This is a genomic window from Actinokineospora iranica, assembly GCF_900101685.1.
In the GTDB taxonomy this organism is placed as follows: domain Bacteria; phylum Actinomycetota; class Actinomycetes; order Mycobacteriales; family Pseudonocardiaceae; genus Actinokineospora; species Actinokineospora iranica.
In genome coordinates this window covers 661,742-679,451 of record NZ_FMZZ01000001.1, presented here as the reverse complement: position 1 = coordinate 679,451, position 17,710 = coordinate 661,742, and the positions used below count along the sequence as shown (strand labels likewise).

At 70.0% G+C, this 17,710-nt stretch carries 16 protein-coding genes; 7 read left to right on the top strand and 9 right to left on the bottom strand.

All coding sequences use genetic code 11. The features are described 5' to 3' along the window. Positions 1-44 precede the first annotated feature (44 nt). The 6 genes from BLS56_RS03070 to BLS56_RS03045 form a co-directional block, all read right to left on the bottom strand. Positions 45-2,048: an FAD-dependent oxidoreductase gene (locus BLS56_RS03070; RefSeq protein WP_228771304.1), complete on the bottom strand. Its 2,004-nt coding sequence runs from the start codon at positions 2,046-2,048 to the stop codon at positions 45-47. 435 nt (positions 2,049-2,483) lie between these two features. Further along, positions 2,484-3,065 (bottom strand): hemerythrin domain-containing protein, encoded by a 582-nt coding sequence (locus tag BLS56_RS03065; RefSeq protein WP_091447949.1) that lies wholly within the window; start codon positions 3,063-3,065, stop codon positions 2,484-2,486. After that, positions 3,062-4,291, bottom strand: coding sequence for a hypothetical protein (locus BLS56_RS03060; protein WP_091447947.1), 1,230 nt, complete (start codon positions 4,289-4,291; stop codon positions 3,062-3,064). The genes BLS56_RS03065 and BLS56_RS03060 overlap by 4 nt, the downstream gene beginning before the upstream one ends. 134 nt (positions 4,292-4,425) lie before the next feature. Continuing rightward, complete coding sequence (locus BLS56_RS03055; protein ID WP_228771303.1) at positions 4,426-5,019, bottom strand: Rho termination factor N-terminal domain-containing protein; 594 nt, start codon at positions 5,017-5,019, stop codon at positions 4,426-4,428. Between the two features lie 92 nt (positions 5,020-5,111). Continuing rightward, a complete protein-coding gene (locus BLS56_RS03050) occupies positions 5,112-5,492 on the bottom strand; it encodes a hypothetical protein (protein ID WP_175482637.1) in 381 nt (126 codons plus the stop codon). Between the two features lie 135 nt (positions 5,493-5,627). After that, on the bottom strand, positions 5,628-7,118 hold the full coding sequence (locus BLS56_RS03045) for a flavin-containing monooxygenase (protein ID WP_228771302.1): 1,491 nt from the start codon (positions 7,116-7,118) through the stop codon (positions 5,628-5,630). Between the two features lie 339 nt (positions 7,119-7,457). On the opposite strand from BLS56_RS03045, the gene BLS56_RS03040 reads away from it, so the two are divergent. Further along, positions 7,458-8,168 (top strand): carbonic anhydrase family protein, encoded by a 711-nt coding sequence (locus BLS56_RS03040; protein ID WP_091447946.1) that lies wholly within the window; start codon positions 7,458-7,460, stop codon positions 8,166-8,168. Between the two features lie 305 nt (positions 8,169-8,473). On the opposite strand, the gene BLS56_RS03035 is transcribed toward BLS56_RS03040, so the two are convergent. Together BLS56_RS03035 and BLS56_RS03030 are read right to left on the bottom strand one after the other, a co-directional pair. Further along, the gene (locus tag BLS56_RS03035) at positions 8,474-9,307 is read right to left on the bottom strand and encodes an alpha/beta fold hydrolase (protein ID WP_175482635.1); all 834 of its coding nucleotides are present in this window, start codon (positions 9,305-9,307) and stop codon (positions 8,474-8,476) included. Between the two features lie 127 nt (positions 9,308-9,434). Next, entirely contained in the window at positions 9,435-10,118 is a 684-nt protein-coding gene (locus BLS56_RS03030; RefSeq protein ID WP_091447943.1) for a TetR/AcrR family transcriptional regulator, read from the bottom strand. Positions 10,119-10,290: 172 nt separating this feature from the next. On the opposite strand from BLS56_RS03030, the gene BLS56_RS03025 reads away from it, so the two are divergent. Next, positions 10,291-10,893, top strand: a complete 603-nt coding sequence (locus BLS56_RS03025; protein WP_091447941.1) for a hypothetical protein — start codon at positions 10,291-10,293, stop codon at positions 10,891-10,893. Positions 10,894-10,942: 49 nt separating this feature from the next. Here the strand turns inward: BLS56_RS03025 and BLS56_RS03020 are convergent, their stop codons facing one another. After that, positions 10,943-12,133, bottom strand: coding sequence for a trans-sulfuration enzyme family protein (locus BLS56_RS03020; protein WP_091447940.1), 1,191 nt, complete (start codon positions 12,131-12,133; stop codon positions 10,943-10,945). Positions 12,134-12,197: 64 nt separating this feature from the next. Between BLS56_RS03020 and BLS56_RS03015 the strand changes: the two genes are divergently transcribed. From BLS56_RS03015 to BLS56_RS02995, 5 genes are all read left to right on the top strand, one after another. Beyond that, positions 12,198-13,658, top strand: coding sequence for an aminotransferase-like domain-containing protein (locus BLS56_RS03015; RefSeq protein WP_091447938.1), 1,461 nt, complete (start codon positions 12,198-12,200; stop codon positions 13,656-13,658). A gap of 333 nt (positions 13,659-13,991) precedes the next feature. Continuing rightward, entirely contained in the window at positions 13,992-15,596 is a 1,605-nt protein-coding gene (locus BLS56_RS03010; protein WP_091447937.1) for an FAD-binding oxidoreductase, read from the top strand. Positions 15,597-15,709: 113 nt separating this feature from the next. Further along, positions 15,710-16,207, top strand: coding sequence for a helix-turn-helix domain-containing protein (locus BLS56_RS03005; RefSeq protein ID WP_091447935.1), 498 nt, complete (start codon positions 15,710-15,712; stop codon positions 16,205-16,207). Between the two features lie 68 nt (positions 16,208-16,275). Beyond that, positions 16,276-16,785 carry a hypothetical protein gene (locus tag BLS56_RS03000; protein WP_091447933.1) on the top strand — a complete coding sequence of 170 codons (510 nt, stop codon included), beginning with the start codon at positions 16,276-16,278 and terminating at the stop codon, positions 16,783-16,785. 75 nt (positions 16,786-16,860) lie between these two features. After that, on the top strand, positions 16,861-17,709 hold the full coding sequence (locus tag BLS56_RS02995) for a DUF4097 family beta strand repeat-containing protein (protein WP_091447931.1): 849 nt from the start codon (positions 16,861-16,863) through the stop codon (positions 17,707-17,709). Position 17,710 lies beyond the last annotated feature (1 nt).

The window sequence follows — 17,710 nt, the reverse complement described above, 5'->3', positions numbered from 1 at the left end:
ACCGCCGCCACAAGGACTCGCGAGGCCCCGGCGACCGCGCCGCGCTAGGAGTTGACCTCCAGCGCGACGCGTACCGCGGATTCGAGCGACCCCTCGATCCAGGCGTGTTTCAAGGAGGTGTGCTCGCCCGCGAAATGCACCGGTCCTTCAGGGGTGCCGATGTCGAGATGCAGTTCGGTGAGTTGCCGGGGGGTGAACACGGCGGCCTCACCGAAGGCGTACCGGTTGCGCAGCCAGCTCTGCGTCTGGCCTTTCTGGGTGTAGAACGCTTCGATGCGCTTGCCGAACACCGACTGCATTCCGCGCAGGGCGTAGGCGTAGCGCTCGTCGTCGTGCATGGCGTCCCATTTGGACGCGTCGTCGGCCCAGCTGTAGCTGGCCAGCACCACCCCGCCGGGGCTTCCCGGCACCGGGTGCGAGGGGAAGTAGGTGAACCGGTTGGGGTTGTCGGTCACCGAGCCGCCGCCGACCACGGTGGTCGCCTCGGTCTTGTCCAGCTTCCGGTAGTGGTCGTAGAGGCCGGGCTTGATCGCGTTCAGCTCCTCGCGCCACTGGTCCTCGGTGAACTCCCACCACCGCCGGTTGAACTCCAGCAGCACCTTCGTGGCCGAGTCGTAGTGCAACTCGATGATCGCGCGCCGCTTGACGTAGGACATCAGCGGCGAGATCTGCACGTGCCGCAGCGCGGAGAACGGGATGGTCACGATCGCGGTGTCGGCGGTGAACGAGCGGGTCTTCTGGACCGTCTCGCCCGCGCAGAGCTCGTCGGTGCCGTTCTCGGTCGTGGTCTCGACCCAGACCTTGTCGCCGTTGGCGCTCACGTGCTCCAGAGCCGAGGTGTCCCGCTCCTGGTCCCAGTACTCCATCCGGATCATCCGCTCGTTCATCCGGATGTCGCGCTCCATCTCCGGCAGCATCGCGTACGGCAGCATCGCGGTGCCGCCCTCGATCTCCCAGTACCGGGCGCGCGCGTCGACCAGGCTGCGGGTCAGGAAGCTGTGCATGAACGCCAGCGGCATCCGGGAGGTGAGGTTCTCCAGGGTGCCGATCAGGTCGACCGCGCGCTCGCCGAGACCGGCGTACTCGCTGAGGTAGCCCGACATCGAGTAGCCGTCGAGGTCGTAGATGACCTGCGCCCAGCCCTCGATCCACTCGCCGACCGGCTTGTTGACGCGCTGCCCGTCCGCGCCGACGTAGGAGTAGTAGTCGCGGACCGGGTCGAGCACCTTGTCCAGCAGCGCGCCCGCGGTGGTCTTCAACTCCTCGTCGGACACCCCGAAGCCCGCGTTGATGTCCTGCGGCGCGACGGAGTAGTCCGCCCGGCGCGTCCGCTCGCCGTTGGTGTTGATCCAGGTCCGGTTGGCGACCTCGGGGGCCACGAAGCCCTCGCCGGAGCCGCCGCGCTTCCACACGGTCCCGGTGAACGAGCGGTACTCCACCGGCGGCAGGCTCTTGCCGGGGGAACCGGTGCCCGGCTTGATGTCGACGTTGTAGAACAGCCGCCGCTTCAGGCCCAGCTTGTCGATCAGCGCCATCGTCAGCGGGTGGAAGTCGGGGATGCGCATCGCGCCCGCCTCGGCGAACTGGGCCGGGTCGGTGAACGGGTCGGGCTTGCCCGCCCACTCCGGGCCGCGCCGGAAGGTCTTGATCCGCCCGCCGATGCGGCTGGCGTTGGCCTCCAGGATCGTCACGTCGTGGCCCGCGCGCTTGAGCAGCATTCCCGAGACCAGGCCGGTGATGCCCGCGCCGACGACCAGGACCCGCTTCGGGTGCGTGGTCTTGGGCAGCCCCTCATCGATCAGGACGCGCAGGTACTCCAGCTTGAGGTCCTCGTTGCCAGGACCGATCAGCAGCAGGTCGCGGGCCAGCGCGACGCACCGCTGCCACCGGTCCTCGTCGGACCTCGGCTTGACCGGCGCCATGGCGGACGCGGTCGTGGGCAGGGCGAGCTGGGTCACCACGGGCGTCGCGGCGACGAGTCCGGCGGCGGCGAAGAGGGAACGGCGCTTCATGGTGCCGCCGGTGGCTTGGTGGTCGATCTGGTCCATGCCCCTCATCGAATTGGCTCACCGCCGACGAGGGAAGAACGCCGGGCCGGATCCACCCGGCCGGGTGCGTGTTTCATGCGAATGCTCCGGCGCGGCGAGCGCGGAGATCGGCGGGCGGACCGGACTTCTCCTTGTGCCGCAACGGGTTTCGCGTCGGCAGGCGTCTTCGCTACTTCCTGGGCGACGCACGGACCGCTGACCGTCGGGGGAGGGTGTCTCGGTGATATCACCCCTCCGGGGAAGATGATCACTCGAATTGATCAACACCTCCGGTCCGCGCTGTCCGTTCCGTCACGACGGGGCGGGTTCGCGGCCGTTGCGGTCCACATGGGACAGGGCAACCTTTCGCCACCGACCGGGATCGGGGCGGCCGCGGCGCGGTGACCAGACGCGGCGGCCGCCACCTCGTCGACCGGAGGTGGCGGCCGCCGGGGATCAGCGGTCGGAATCGCCGACCGCGGCGCGGACGGCGTCCTTGACGCGGTCGAACACCGCCAGGGCCGGGCCCGCGGCGAGATTCGCGGTGGCGGACTCGGCGCCCGGGTGCGGGTGCGTCGGGGCGAACTTCTCGGCGGCGCGGACGGCTCCCGCGAGGGCGGCCAGCCGGTCCGGGGACAGATTGCGCCGCAGGTACCGGAACTCGTGCTGCTCCTCGTGGCTGGCGTGGTCGAGGACGGCGACCCGCAGCAGTTCCAGCAGGTCGGGGAACTCCGGCGCGTCGGGGCCCGCGTCATCGAGGCGCTTGAGCAGGTGCTTGGCGTGGTTTTCCTCGGCCAGCCGGTCGTCCACCACGTCGTCGCCGCCCTCGATGGCGGCGCGCGCCGCGGGGTGCACGACGAGTTCCTCGGCCGTCTCGTGCACGGCGAGCATCCGCACGAGGTCGGCGAAGGCCTCCCGCCGTCGCGCGCCCTCGCTCTCCTCGACGCGGGCGAACAGGTCGCGGATGCGCATGTGCTGGCCGATCAGCAGTTCGACCACGTCCGGCCCGGTCGTCGTCTCGGTCGTCGTCTCGATCATCGCTGGCCGCCGGTGGTCCCGGTGGGCTGGGGCGCCCGCAGTTCCTCGACGGGGTGCTCGCCCTCGGTCGAGAGCCGGTAATCCTGGCCGAACCGCTCCCGGTGCTCATCGATCACCGTCTCGCTCGGCGGGGGCCCGTCGCCGTTGAGGGCTTCCTGCATCCGCTCGAACCGCTCGTGGGCGTCGCGGACGTAGCCCTCGCCGAGGGTGGTCAGGTCGATCTGGGTGTCGAGCAGTTCGCGCAGGTAGGCCTTGTTGGGCTCGAAGGTCACCGGCTCCGGGAGCGCGGGCCCGGTGACCTCCTCCGGTTCCCGCCCGTCGTGGGTCCGCAGCAGGTCGCAGGCGACCCGCAGGTGCTCAAGCTCCATGTTCAGGTGCAGCTCCCAGATGGCCTTGATCCGCCGGTCGGACTCGGTCTGCATGAAGGAGTGGTAGAGGTAGCACTCGTTGTACTCGTGCAGCACCAGCCGCTCCCACCAGGTCTCGCCGGGGTCGACCAGCGACTCGTAGTGGGTGACGTGCTCCTCCTCGATGAGCCCGATCTCCTGGTAGAGCTGCCGGGCGATCGGTTCCATGTACTGCGGGCCGACGTTCATGTAGAAGTTCATCGTCTGCTGCTCGGCCGACATGATCGTCAGCGCGTGCAGCTTCGAGATCGGCGCGGTGGTCGTGCGGTCGTACGGCGCGCGCACGTTGTCGGCCGGGTGGCGGTGGTGGTACTTGGTCGGCCTGCCGGGGATCACCTCGGTGAGGCCGTTGACGATCTTCTCGGCCTTGCGGTGCTGGATCATCTCGTAGAGGTTCGCGTACCGGTAGAGGTGGTCGAAGTCCTCGAGCACGCCGAACTGGTAAGCCTGGGTCAGGTAGGGGTCCGGCTCCATCCGCGCGACCCACGCGGTCAGGTCGACCGCGACCTGCTCGTAGGCGATGGTGGTCTCCAGCGCCGACACGGTGCCGGGCAGCAGCCAGTTGACGACCTTCTGCTGCTGCTGTTCGAGATAGCGGACCTCGGCGAGCTGCCGCTTGACGTCCATGTCCGCGCAGTTGCGCGCGAACTGGTGGCTGAACATCAGCGCCTCCACCTCGATGCCGTTCATGGTGATGATCCGGCAGCGGGTGTAGGGGTCGGCGTGGTCGGGGTCGATCGGGTCGACGTTCAGCTCACGCCAGTTGCGGAGCTGGCGGTCCAGAGGGATTCCTCGGTGTTCCAGCGGATTGAACGACATGGGTGCCTCTCCGGGTGGACTCGGGGTGCGGACCCCGAGTCCCCGGACGCGAGAGTTCCAAACTGCCGCTTTCCATAGATGACTCGAACGGACGCCCCCGCCCCGGCCGTGACGGCGCGGGGCGGGGGCGGGGTTCACGCGTCTTCACGATCCGGGTTCTCCAGCCGGAAGAAGTTGCTCTGCGAGCCGTCCGAGCGCTCTTCCTGGTAGATGAAGTTCAGGCCGCGCTCGTCGAAGGTGGCGAACCACTCGTCCCAGCTCACCCGGCGCAGCGTCTGGCCGCCGTAGCCGGGGAAGTCGAAGCGCAGGACGCCGAGGTGGTCGCCGTGCTCGGTGCCCTCGACGGTGGCCGGTTCGGCGTCGCGCTCGCGCGCCCACCGCTGGATCACCTCGTGGCTGGTGGTCACCAGGCTGCGGCCGGGCCGCTCCGGCTCGTCGTCGGTCGAGGTGACCTCCTGGGAGTAGCGCAGGCTGTCCGAGGAGTCCTTCCCGGTGCGGACGCCACCACCGCCGCCCTCGTCCTCCCGACGCGGCCGCGGCGCGCGTTGCCCGCCGCCCATGGCTTCGGTGACGGCCTTGACCAGCTCGTCCTTGCGCATGTCGTGGACGCCGCTGATGTGCAGGTCGTGGGCCTTGTCCCGCAGCTGCGCGACCGTCATCTCGGCCAGGTCGCTCTGGCTCTTGTCCGGCGCCTTGGCGCCCTTGTCCTGGGTCCGCTGCTTGGTCATGTCGTCCTCCTTTCCGGGTGGGGCTACCCGCCACCCGGCTGGCCCATGCCCGCGCTCACCCGGCGAGCGGGCCGGGACGAAGGGGCCCGGGCTCAGCCGGTGGTGTGGCGCCTGTGACGGCGGAGAAGCAAGGCGCCGCCCACGAGCACGAGCGCGAGCACCGCGCCCGCACCGCCGACGAGCAACGGCGCCGGGTACCACGCGCCCCCGGTCTCATCGCCCGGGGTTCCGTAGCCGCTGGAGAAGCCGTTCAGTCCTTCCTGTGCCTGCTCGTTGAGTGGCGGCACCGTGACCAGCTTCAGCTGGTACCAGGCGTGGATCTGCGGCTCGGCGAACACCAGACTGCCCGGGTCGGCCTTGCCCGCGTAGGTGGCGTCGCTGTCGCCCTCGCGCACCGCGGCCAGGTGCCAGCCGCCGCCCTGGGCGGGGGCGAGTATGACGGTGGCCTGGCGGTTGTCGACGGTGACGCTCAACATGAAAACCTTCGAGCGCGCTGAGCGCGACCGCGGGGGCGCTCGCTCGCGCAGGCGCTCGTCCTGTCCGAGAGCCGATCTGGAACGCCTTGTGTGCGGGGGCGACCCCGAGTGGGCTCCGCGGCGGGCCAGGACCTAGGCGTATTCGTAGGCCGACAGCGGAAATCGGCCTGCCTCGCGGCGCGTGTCCACAGTGGAGGTCGGCCGGAGCAGGGCCGCCTCGCCGTGCTGGTTGAAGTAGTAGCTGCGCGAACTGGCGCAGTCACCGAGGTAGAACACCGAGTCGCCGAGTTTGGTGGTCATCCGGTCGAGGAAGGCGTCATTGGCCGCTTCGGTGACCTCGAATGTGGTGGCCCCGCGTCGCTTCATCTCGCCGAACAGGCGGGCCATGTGGGCCATCTGCGCTTCGATGGTGGTGAAGTAGGACAGGCCGCTGTAGGAGTACGGGCTGTTGAGGCTGACCAGATTGGGGAAACGCGGCATGGACACGCCCGCGTAGGCCTGGAACCGGGTCTCGCGCCACCACGCGCCGAGGTCGCGGCCCGTGCGGCCGATGATCTCGAAGGCCGGGAAGTTCGCGTCCCACAGGTTGAAGCCGGTGGCCAGCAGCAGGGTGTCGATCTCGGTCACCCGCCCGTCGGCTGTGACGATCGCGTCCGGCTCGACGCGGGCGATCGGGGCGGTCTCCAGGTGGACGTTCGGCCGGTTGAAGGTGGGGAAGTAGTTGTTGGAGAAGGTGGGCCGCTTGCAGCCGAAGGAGTAGTCCGGGGTCAGCTTGCGGCGCACCTCGGGGTCGCGCACCTGGCGGCGCAGGTGCGCCCGGGCCATCCGCTCCGCGCCGCGGTTGGTGATGCGGGCCTGCCGGTAGCGCAGCACGCCGACGACCATGATCAGTTCCAGCAGCGCGGTGTTGGCCAGCCGGGCCAGCCGCTGGGTGAGCGGGACGCGGGCGAACAGCCGCTGCACGGACGGCGGGATGCGCCGGTCGATCTTCGGCGTCACCCAGATCGGCGTGCGCTGGTAGACGGTGAGCTCGGCGACCTTCTTCGCGACCTGCGGGATGAGCTGCACCGCGGTCGCCCCGGTGCCGATGACCGCGGCCCGCTTGCCGGTCAGGTCGTAGTCGTCGTCCCACGCGGCGCTGTGGATCACCTTGCCCGCGAACGTGTCGATGCCCGGGATGTCGGGCATCTTGGGCTGCGAGAGGAACCCGGTGGCCGTGATCAGGTACCGCGCGGTCAGCGGCTCGCCGCCGCGCACGCGCACAATCCACAGGTGGGCGTCCTCGTCCCACCGCGCGCCCTCGACCACGGTGTCGAACCGCATCCGGGCGCGCAGGCCGTAGGAGTCGGCGACGTGTTCGGCGTAGCGCTTGAGCTCCGCGCCCGGCGCGAAGACCCGTGACCAGTACGGGTTCGGCTCGAACGAGTACGAGTAGGTGACCGAGGCGATGTCGACGGCCAGCCCGGGGTAGCGGTTGACGTGCCAGGTGCCGCCCAGGTCGTCCTCCCGCTCCAGGATGACGTAGTTCCCGATGCCCATCCGGTCGAGCTGGATCGCCGCGCCCATGCCGCCGAAACCCGCCCCGACGATGACGGCGTCGTAGCGCGGTGTCACCGGTGTCATCGCGTTGGCCTCCCTCGGTTTGCCCTTGTCCCGCACCATATCCGAACATTCCTCAACCACGCGGGGTGGCGCGGTTTCGGTGCGCCAACTGAGCATTCCGGACAGATTTTCTAGCAGCGGCCGAGCGAATTCGCCGGTGCGCTCACCGGGCCGCCGAGGAACAACCGCAGGTCCGCGAGCAGGGTGAACACGCTCTGTGTTCGGCCCAGTACGGGATGTCCACGGCAGGCGGCGGCGCGCGGCGGCGACCGTTCGCTGATTCAGGTGAGCCGCAGGCTGGTTCGGGCTGCACATCTAGTCAAAACAGGTGAGGCGCGCAGGCGGCGCGCGGTAGTTTGCATGGAGTGCCGCGCTGTCACGCGGTTTGTTTTTCAGCTAGGGGGAGCTTTCACAATGGTCTTGAAACATCAGAGTCCGATCAATGTCACACTAGGGTCGATCAGGGTGGACCCGGCCCTGCCGCCCCTGCGCGTCCATTACGGGCGCGCTGATCTGGAGTTGACTTACCGGCGCAGGGACGCGGACAAATCGAACGGGTGCGCCACCCGCCATCCCGAGGAGACCGAGGAAGCGGAGGTGCCGCTGGGGGCGGCGCACGTCACCCTCGGCGGAGTCCGGTACGACCTGCGGCAGTTCCACTTCCACACACCCGCCGAGCACCGCTTCCTCGGCCGCGTGGACCCGATGGAGATGCACCTGGTGCACGAGAACGCGGTGGGGGAAAGGCTGGCGATCGGCGTGCCGCTCCGCGTGGGCCAGCGCTCCACTGTGGACGATGTGCTGGCCAGGCTCGCGCCGGAGTGCGGCCCCGCGGTCACGGTGCCCGACGTCGATCTGGCCACACTGCTTCCGGTGCGGCACACCACGTTGCGGTACCAGGGCTCGCTCACCACCGACCCCTACACCGAAGGCGTGCGGTGGTTCCTGATGGCCGGGAAAACCGTGACCGCGGCGACGGTCGCCCGGTTCCGGTGCCTGTTCGCCAGTGGCAATTCCCGCCCGGTCCAGCCGCTCGACGGCAGGACGGTCGTGGAGGTGCCCCAGGTCTGACCGGCGCGCGATGTCTGCCCGCCCCCGTGCCCCGGGGGCGGGTGGACCCGTCCTGGGCTCGGCGCCACCCCGGAAATGGGATGCTCTCGTCTTCTCCGCGGTCCTGACTTCGGGTGGTCAGGTTGTCTCCTTCGCGTGGTGGAGAGAGACATGGATATCCGAAAGATTGTGGCGGTAAAGCGGATCACCGATTCCCCCGCGGCGGACAAAATCCGCCGCACGGCCTCGGCTGCTCCGCTCACCCGTCGAGTGTCACTTGAGCGGGGTTGCCGACACGGCCGTTCTCACCCATCCGAGAGGGAAGGTCAGGCCGCGCCCGTCTGGCCGCCGGACACCGCCTTGCCCAGTTGCGTGCGCAGAGTGTCGATCACGAGCTTGGGGTTCTCCAACATGGGGACGTGGCCGATTCCGGGGAAGTCGATCCGGTCGGCGCTCTCGGGAAGCTGGTCGAGGAACAGCTTGCCGAACCGGCGCGCGCCGAGCACCCGGTCCTTCTCACACAGGATGAGGGTGGTCGGCAGGGTGAGCTCCGCGAGCCAGGTGACGCCGCCGAGCCACAGCGCCGACCAGATGAACCCGAGGAAACCGGTGTTGTGCGTGGCCGCGCGGATGAAGTTGACCGCGTCGGCGGGGGAGACCGCCCGGGTGTCGGCGGACACGATCCGCAGGAAGAGCCGGTAGAGCGGCGGCATCTTGCACACCAGGCTGCCGAGGAAGAACCCGCCGACCAGGAACGGGTAGAGCAGCATGAACTTGGTGCCCACGAAGAACATGTTGAACGAGAACCGGGTCCACCCGCCGCCGGGCGCGATGACGTGCAGGCTGCGGGCACGCCCGCGCCTGGCCAGCTCCAGCGCGACCCAGCCGCCAAGCGAGTTCCCGACGATGTGGCAGGTGTCCCAGCCGATCTCGTCGAGCTGGGCCTCGATGTCGTCGGCCAGCCCGCCGATGCCGACCTGGCTGGGCCGGAAGCTCCGCCTGCCCCAGTGCCCCCGCATCGTCGGCGCGTACACGTCGTAGGAGTCCGACAGTCCTTCCGCGACCTGCCCCCACACGTGGTGGGACAACACGAAGGGGTGCAACAGCAGCAGCGGTTCACCCGCACCCGTTCGCAGGAACGTCGTCGGAGGAGTCGCCATAGACCAACCCATCGTTGAGGAAACCGGTGAGCCGCGAACACAGCCCACCCTCTTGTTACTGGTCAGTAGGTAGCTGTGTCCATGATCCACGGCTGAATGTGACCGGGCACACGGCGTCTGGGGCCTGCTACTTCGCAGGCTTGCCGAACAGGGCCAGCGCCGTCTCGGTGAAGAGGTCTTCGAGCGCGGGGAGGGCCTTCGCGCCCTCGGTGCGCAGGCAGTGGCGGATGCGCTCCGCGGTGCCGCCGATGTAGAGGTCGAAGATCTCCGGGGTCAGCTCCGGGATCGTCGGGTCCTGCTTGCGGGCCCGGCGGTGCAGTTCGCGGAACATGGCGGCGAAGCCCGCGTTGATGGCCGAGGTGCGCTCGATCAGGGCCGGTCCGGCGGAGAACGTCTCGATGTAGAGGGACCAGGTGATGTTCGGGCTGGTGGTGAGGGCGGTGAGGAACGCGCGCCACGACTGGCGGACGCGTTCGCGCCAGTCGTCTTTGGGCAGGGTGTCGAGCACCGCCTTCAGTTGCGTGCCGACGTGCGCGATCGACCCGTCGAACGCTTCCAGGAAACACGCTTCCTTGCTGGTGAAGTGCTCGTAGAAGGTGCGGCGGGAGACCTCGGCCCGGTCCACCACGTCGCCGATCGTGGTCGCCGGGTACCCCTTCTCGGCCACGGCGTCGAACAGCGCCATGATGATCCGCTCGCGCTGCGAGGACTCCACATCCGCCCGGCTCAAGCCATGCCTGCCGCTGGGCAGGCGCTTGTCGGCGCGGTGCCGGGTGGTGTCGCCGGTCGTCGCCAAGGGCCTGGAACTCATTGCCACAGGATACTCATCCGTCCCAACAAGGTCACCGGACAACACGAGCAGGTTCTGACAAAGTTCGCCTCCCGCTGATTCCGGGCTTGCCTGAGCTTATCTGGAAACTGTACGGTACCTCAGGTACCAGGCAGTTTCTGGAACTTGCCCGAGCAACGATTGGACTCGTGTCATGCCCAGCAAAAAGGTCACCACAGTGGGTGCGGCGATAGGCGTTCTCGCCATTGGCGCCACGCTCGCGCTCACCGCGCCGCCCAGTCACGCCGCGACGACGCGGATTCCCTACACCACCGCGGGCGAGACGGCGATCACCGGCCTCGGCGCGAGCCTGCCGCTGGGGCCAGGTCAGACCGAAGTGGACATCGACCTGCAATCCGGCCAGTTCACCGGCAAGATCGACTTGCCGGAGACGAGGACGGACTTCACGATGTTCGGCTTCCTGCCCACCCACGCCAAGGTCAAGATCACCCAGGCGGGCGCCCTCAAGGGCACTTTCCAGGGTGACGCGGTGACCGCGGCCGGGGACTTCGGCGTCGCTATCACCGAGGTCGGGCACTTCGACGTGGGAATGCCGCTGCCGAACTGCAAGACGACCGCCCCGGTCCAGATCAAGCTCAAGTCCGCTGGCGCGTTCAACCCCAGCAATGGCGGAAAGCTGACCGGAACCTATCAGCTCCCGAAATTCGCCGACTGCGGATTCGACACCGAAATCATCAACATGCTCGTGGGCGGCAAGGAGAACACCATCACCATCGCGCTCACGGCGAAGAAGTAGCCGAACGCCCGCCCGGGAGCCCCACCCCCGCTCCCGGGCGGGCGCGTCCTCAGCCGGGCAGCGCCTGCGCGAGGTCGGCCCAGAGGTCGTCGGGGTCCTCCACGCCGACCGACAGGCGGATCGTGCCCTCGCCGATCCCCGCCGCGGCCAGCGCTTCCGCGTCGAGTTGGCGGTGCGATGTGCTCGCCGGGTGCACCAGCGTGGTCTCCACACCGCCGAGGGAGGCGGCCAGTCGCGCGACCCGCACGCCCTTGCCCAGGTTCTGCCCGGTCTCCCGGCCGCCCACCAGGTCGAAGGCCACGATGGCGCCGAAGTCGGCGAGGTGGCCGCGGGCGACCGCGTGGTCGGGGTGGTCGGCCCGGCCCGGCCAGCGGACCGAGGCGACCGCGGGGTGCTCGGCCAGGCGGTCGGCGAGGACGGCCGCGTTCGCGCACTGCCGCCTGATCCGCAGCGGCAGCGTCTTGATCCCCCGGATCGTCAGCCAGGCGGCGAACGGGTCGGCGCAGGCGCCCAGTTCGATGGCGTGCCGCCACACCTCGCGGCGGCGGCGCTCGTCGGCGAAGACCGTGACGCCGCTGATGACGTCGGAGTGGCCGCCCAGGTACTTGGTGGCCGAGTGCACCACGATGTCGGCGCCCCACTCGATCGGCCTGCACAGCAGGGGAGTGGCGAACGTGTTGTCCACGACGGTCGTCAGCCCGGCCGCGTTGCCCGCGGCGAGGAACGCGGGCAGGTCGATCACCCTGGTCATCGGGTTCGCGATGGTCTCCAGGTACAGCATCCTGGTGTTCGGCCGCAGGGCCGCGGCCACCTCGGCCGGGTCGTCGCCGTCGATGAAGCCCACCTCGATGCCGAGTCGGTCGGCGAAGGCGGTCAGCAGCGCGAACGTGCCGCCGTACACCTGCCGCTGGGCGAGCACATGGTCGCCGGAGCGCAGCGTCGCCAGCAGCACCGTGCTGATCGCGCCCGTGCCCGAGGCCGACGCCACGGCGCCCGCGCCGCCTTCCAGTCCGGCGACCGCGGTCTCCAGCGCATGGGTCGTCGGGTTGCCGTAGCGGGTGTAGACGAAGTCGCCGTCGGGGTGGGCCATCGCCTCGACCAGCGCGTCCGGGTCGTCGAAGGCGAAGTTCGATGTCTGGTAGATCGGCACGCTCATCGGCCGGGCGTCCGACAGCGACGGCGTCTCGACGTGCACGGCCCTGGTCTCGGGCCGCAGGGAAGCGGAGGTCAGCGGAGTCATGCCATGAGGCTGGCCCAGGCTGGGGGCGCCGGACAGAGCCAATCGCGAGTAGATTGGTTTGACGATGGAGCCAATACCCTGGCCGGTGGACCGCCTGGTCGCGCAACTCGGGCGCTGGTCGTCCAGCCGCGGCCCGCTCTATCTGCTGCTCGCCGAGCGGATACGCCAGCTCATCGACACCGGACAGCTGCCGCCGCGCGCCACGCTGCCGCCGGACCGCGTGCTCGCCGACCGGCTCGCGGTCGGCCGCAGCACCGTCGTGGCCGCCTACGACCGGCTGCGCCAGGAGCACAAGCTCGAACGCCACCAGGGCCGCGGCACCTGGGTCGCGCCCGCCGCGCTGCCCACCGGCAGGCCGGGCACGGCCAACCCGCTGTTCCTCAACTTCCTCGAACCCGTCGACGGCGTCCTGTCGCTGGCCTGCGCCGCGCCCTACGGCGCGCCCCCGGAACTGGCCGCCGCTTACCGGCGCGCGCTCGACCGCCTCCCGGCCCTGGGCAGCGACGACATCGGCTACTACCCGCTGGGACACACCGCGCTGCGGGTCGCGCTCGCCGAGCGCCACACCGAGCGGGGCGTGCCGACCACGCCCGAGCAGATCCTGGTCACCACCGGCGGCCAGCAGGCGCTCGCGCTCATCACCCGCCTGCTGCTCACCCCGGGCGACACCGTCCTGGTCCAAGCCCCCACCTATCCCGGCGCCCTGGAGCTGTTCCGCGACGCCGCCGCCATCATCACCACCGTCCGCACCACCGCCGACGACCCGCCGCTGGACCAGTGGGCCGAAGCGCTGGCGGCCCGGCCGCGGCTGGCGTACCTGAACCCGACCAACCACAACCCCACCGGCACCACGATGCCCGCCCTCGCCCGGCGCGCGCTGGTGGAACTGGCGGCCCGGCACGGCGTTCCACTGATCGACGACACCGTGCTCGCGGGCCTGTCGTTCGGGCGCCCGCCACCGCCCGACCTCGCGGCGTTCGCCGCGCCGGGTCAGGTGCTCACCGTCGGCTCGCTCTCCAAGTCGGTCTGGGGCGGGCTGCGCACCGGCTGGATCAGAGCGGAAGCGGGCGAGATCGCGCAGCTGGCCCGGATCAAGGCCATCCACGACCTCGGCAGCGCCGCCCTGGAGCAGTACGCCGCGGTCGAACTGCTTCCGTCGCTCGACATGGTGAGCGGGCGACGGGGCGCTGAGCTGGTGCGGCGGCACGATCATCTGTGCGCTTCGCTGGGCGCCGAGCTGCCGGAGTGGCGGTTTCAGCGGGCGGGTGGCGGGCAGTGCTTGTGGGTGAGGCTGCCTGGCGCGGACGCGGGGGCGTTCGCTCAGGTGGCTCTTCGCCATGGGGTGGCGGTTCTGCCTGGGGCGGCGCTGGAGGCTGCAGGCGGCAGCGCTGATCGCCTTCGGATTCCGTTCACCGCTTCAGCGGACGACATTTCTGAGGGGGTTCGGCGGCTTGCCGCTGCCTGGTGCGCGTATCAGCGCATGGGGGCGGCGGCTCCGACCGCTGTTCATGCTCTCGTGGTTTGAGGGGTCTTGGTGGTGCCTGCTCGATGGCGGCCTGCTTCGGGAGGGAACCGCCTACAGCGACGACAACCCTTACCCCGGCGGGCGAAACCCCGCCTCTTCCTCGGCTTCGCCTCCGGCGAGGCGGGCGACCGCCGCGGCAACCTCTTCCACAAGAACGTCCTCGTCTGACCGGAGTCGCCCGCCCGGTTCCTATCAGCAGGATGTCGAGCACGGAGTCCTCCTTTCGGCTTTACTCGCGATCAACCCGCCGAGTGACCCGGTCGCAGACCTCGGATCGTTACGGTCGCGGGGCCGCGAAGGTCGCGGCACGTGGTTGAGGGGGAGTGTGGCTTGATGGGGGACACGTCTGGTTTTTCGCGGCGGCGGCTGCTGGCCGGGACCGCGGCGGCGGGTGGGCTCGCCGTGCTGGCGCCGGGGGCGGCGGGGGCGCACGCGGTGGGCGGCAAGGGATGGCCGTCGGTGGGGTCGGTGGTGATCGGGCCCGGTGACCCGAGGTACGCCGACCTCGCGCGGCGGGGCGTCAACCACCGGTTCGCGGCGCGGCCGGAGTACTTCCAGGTGGTCGGGTCCACCGAGCAGGTCGTGCGCGCGGTGGGCGACGCCGTGCGGGCGGGGAAGCGGATCACGGTCCGCAGCGGCGGGCACTGCCAGGAGAACTTCGTCGGCGACCCGGCCGTGGACGTGGTGCTCGACCTGGGCGAACTGCGCGCGGTCTACTACGACCCGAGCCGCCGCGCCTTCGTCATCGAGCCGGGCGCGACCCTGCAGGAGGTCTATCGGCGGCTCTACTTCGGTTGGGACGTCACGCTTCCCGGCGGCGAATGCGGCACGGTCGGGGCGGGCGGCCACATCCAGGGCGGCGGCTACGGCCCGATGTCGCGGATGTTCGGGTCCACCGTGGACCACCTGTACGCGGTGGAGGTCGTCGTGGTCGGCCGCGACGGCCGCGCCCGCGCGGTGGTCGCCACCCGCGAGCCGGACGACCCGCACCGGGACCTGTGGTGGGCGCACACCGGCGGCGGGGGCGGCAACTTCGGCGTCGTCACCAAGTACTGGATGCGCTCCCCGGACGCCACCGGCGACGACCCGGGCGGGCTGCTGCCCAAGCCGCCCGCGACGCTGACCACCGGCTCCCGCACCTGGGCGTGGTCCGACCTCACCGCGGCGTCGTTCCGGCGGATCGTGCGCAACCACGGCGAGTGGCATGAGCGCAACAGCGCGCCGGACTCGGTGTACGCCGGCCTGTTCAGCGCGCTGTTCCTCCCGCCCAAGAGCCTCGGCGGCATCACCGTCTCGGCCCGCGTGGCGGGCGGCGAGCGGCTGCTGCGCGACTACTTCGACGCGCTCGCCGAGGGGGTGCCCGCGCCCGCGACGCCGGGACCGGTGACGACCATGCCGTGGTTCGCCGCGACGAACCAGAGCATCCAGGCGCAGGTCTCCGACGACAGCCGGTACAAGCAGAAGGCCGCCTACCTGCGCCGCTGCTTCACCGATCGGCAGATCGACGCCATCCACCACCACCTGACCAGCTACGACCAGAACGTGTTCGGCGCGGTGGAGTTGCTTTCCTATGGCGGCAAGGTGAACACGGTCGCGCCGGACGCCACCGCGCTGCCCCAGCGCGACTCCATCCTCAAGGTGCTCTACCTCGGCTTCTCGACCGAGCCCGCCCAGGACCCGGCCGCCGTCGGGTGGGCCCGCGAGATCTACCGGTCCGTCTACGCCGAGACCGGCGGAATGCCCGTGCCCAACCAGGTAGACGACGGCTGCTACATCAACTACCCCGACATCGACGCGCTCGACCCGGAGTGGAACCGCTCCGGCGTCCCCTGGCACACCCTGTACTACAAGGAAAACTATCCGCGGCTACAGCGGGTCAAGGCCGCCTATGACCCGCGCGACGTCTTCCACCACCCCTTGTCGGTCAAAAGGCGGTGACCTGCCGTCCCAGTGACCGCAAACACTGCCTACAAAGGCAACAACAATCGCCGACAATTCGGTTGTGGTGGTGTTGTGCTCCGATTTCCGGGCGGGTGGTGAATCATCTGGGCATGACCGGCAAACGACCGCCGCTCCCGGACGAAGAATGGCCGCTTCGGGCCCTGCTGACGGCTGCTCGCGACCGTATGGACCTCAGCATCAACCAGGCGGCCGACTTGGCGGGAGTCTCGGCCACCGCGTGGCAGTACCTCGAACGGGGCGCCCGCTGGGATGAGAACGATCTCAAGCCCAAGCCCGAAACCCTCACCAAGGTCGCGCTGGCGGTCGGCCTCGACCCCCGGGAGGTCATGGAACTGGCCGGTGTCGATCCGGACGACCCGGACAACTACAACCCTTCCCGCGCGGGCAGGCCGACCGTGTCGGCCGCCGAGTTCGGGAATCTCTACCACATGATGGACGAGCGCCAACGCAGCCTCATCGTCGCCCTTGTGCACAGCTTCCGCGAACGGCCGCCCGGCTCGTCGCCCACCACCGCGGAGTCCTACCGCGACGCCACTGTCGTCAGCAAACCGGAACGGGCGACGAAGCGCCGCGCCAAGCGGCCCTGACCTACTTAGGTGCCACCTTGGCACCTAAGTGGCTTGTGACGGTGCCAAGTGTGTGCCATTGTGGTGCCATGGATTTGACGCCGTATGTTGACCGGCTCGGCCGCGAGCTCATGACGCTGGTCGAGACCGGCGGTGACGACCCGCGGGTGCTGACCGAGCGGCTGGGCGCGTCGCTGGACTCGGCGATCCGGCTCGCGCTGCTGGACGCGCTGTCCGCGGCCGCGGACGAGATCACCCGCGACCTGGTGCCTGGCTCCGTCGAGGTCCGGTTGCGCGGGCGGGACCCGAACTTCGCCGTGACACCCCCGCCCGCCGACCAGCCGGTCGCGGACCCGGTCGAGCCCGCCGCCGCGCCGGAAATCGGTGGCACCGAGGAAGGCGCCACCGCCCGCATCAACCTGCGCCTGCCCGAACAGCTCAAGGCCGCGATCGAAGAGGCCGCGGGCCGGGAGGGCCGCTCGGCCAATGCCTGGCTGGTCCGGGTCGCCTCGGCCGCGCTGCGGCGGCCCACCGGCGACCAAACCCCCGAGCGGCCCGGCAAACGGGGCCCGCAGCGCTTTACCGGCTGGGCGCGCTAACCGTTTCACCACACGTCCCCACCAGCGGGGATGCCTTTCCGATTCACTTTTCAGAATTAACCTGAGGGGACAGCCATGCCTATTTTCGACACCCCGGACCCTATTTCCGTCACACTCGAACTCGGCGTCGGCGACGTGCGGATCACCGCGACCGACCGGACCGACACCGTTGTCGAGGTGCGCCCGAGCGACGACTCGGACGACTCCGACGTGCAGGCGGCCCGGCGGACCACCGTCGAGTTCGCCAACGGCACGCTGCTGGTGCGGACACCGAAGGCGCGGGCGCTCGACTTCTCCCGCAAGAGCAGGTCGGTGGCGGTGGCCATCGAACTGCCCACCGGCTCACGGGTGCACGGCGACGCCGTGATGGCGGACTTCCACTGCGTCGGCGCGCTGGGGGAGTGCGGGCTCAAGACCTCCGCCGGGCACATCCGCCTCGACCGGACCCGCTCCGCGCACGTGACCACCGGGGCGGGCAACCTCACCGTCGACCAAGCAGAGGGCGAGGTCGAGGCCACCACCGGCACCGGCCGCATTCGCCTCGGCGCCGTCGACGGCCCGGTGGTGGCCAAGAACTCCAACGGCCACACCGAGATCGGCACGGCCACCGGCGAGGTGCGGGTGCGCTCGGCCAACGGCGACATCTCCGTCGACCGCGCCATCGTGGGCGCCGACCTCAAGACCTCCAACGGCGGCATCCGGGTGGGCGAGGTGGTCTGCGGCGCGGTCGTGCTCAAGACCGGCACGGGCGACCTCGACGTCGGCGTCGCCGAGGGCACCGCGGCCTGGCTCGACCTGGACACCGGGCACGGGCGGGTGCGCAACTCGCTGGACGACACCGCCGCCGGTCCCGATGGGGCGGACGAGACCGTCGAAGTGCGCGCGCACACCTCGTTCGGCGACATCACGATCCGCCGTTCCTGAC

What these genes read in the sequence shown, in the direction of transcription:
- BLS56_RS03070 (WP_228771304.1), bottom strand. Translation starts at nt 2,048, where the DNA reads ATGGACCAGATCGACCACCAAGCCACCGGCGGCACCATGAAGCGCCGT.
- BLS56_RS03065 (WP_091447949.1), bottom strand. Translation starts at nt 3,065, where the DNA reads ATGATCGAGACGACGACCGAGACGACGACCGGGCCGGACGTGGTCGAA.
- BLS56_RS03060 (WP_091447947.1), bottom strand. Translation starts at nt 4,291, where the DNA reads ATGTCGTTCAATCCGCTGGAACACCGAGGAATCCCTCTGGACCGCCAG.
- BLS56_RS03055 (WP_228771303.1), bottom strand. Translation starts at nt 5,019, where the DNA reads ATGACCAAGCAGCGGACCCAGGACAAGGGCGCCAAGGCGCCGGACAAG.
- BLS56_RS03045 (WP_228771302.1), bottom strand. Translation starts at nt 7,118, where the DNA reads ATGACACCGGTGACACCGCGCTACGACGCCGTCATCGTCGGGGCGGGT.
- BLS56_RS03040 (WP_091447946.1), top strand. Translation starts at nt 7,458, where the DNA reads ATGGAGTGCCGCGCTGTCACGCGGTTTGTTTTTCAGCTAGGGGGAGCT.
- BLS56_RS03035 (WP_175482635.1), bottom strand. Translation starts at nt 9,307, where the DNA reads ATGGCGACTCCTCCGACGACGTTCCTGCGAACGGGTGCGGGTGAACCG.
- BLS56_RS03030 (WP_091447943.1), bottom strand. Translation starts at nt 10,118, where the DNA reads ATGAGTTCCAGGCCCTTGGCGACGACCGGCGACACCACCCGGCACCGC.
- BLS56_RS03025 (WP_091447941.1), top strand. Translation starts at nt 10,291, where the DNA reads ATGCCCAGCAAAAAGGTCACCACAGTGGGTGCGGCGATAGGCGTTCTC.
- BLS56_RS03020 (WP_091447940.1), bottom strand. Translation starts at nt 12,133, where the DNA reads ATGACTCCGCTGACCTCCGCTTCCCTGCGGCCCGAGACCAGGGCCGTG.
- BLS56_RS03015 (WP_091447938.1), top strand. Translation starts at nt 12,198, where the DNA reads ATGGAGCCAATACCCTGGCCGGTGGACCGCCTGGTCGCGCAACTCGGG.
- BLS56_RS03010 (WP_091447937.1), top strand. Translation starts at nt 13,992, where the DNA reads ATGGGGGACACGTCTGGTTTTTCGCGGCGGCGGCTGCTGGCCGGGACC.
- BLS56_RS03005 (WP_091447935.1), top strand. Translation starts at nt 15,710, where the DNA reads ATGACCGGCAAACGACCGCCGCTCCCGGACGAAGAATGGCCGCTTCGG.
- BLS56_RS03000 (WP_091447933.1), top strand. Translation starts at nt 16,276, where the DNA reads ATGGATTTGACGCCGTATGTTGACCGGCTCGGCCGCGAGCTCATGACG.
- BLS56_RS02995 (WP_091447931.1), top strand. Translation starts at nt 16,861, where the DNA reads ATGCCTATTTTCGACACCCCGGACCCTATTTCCGTCACACTCGAACTC.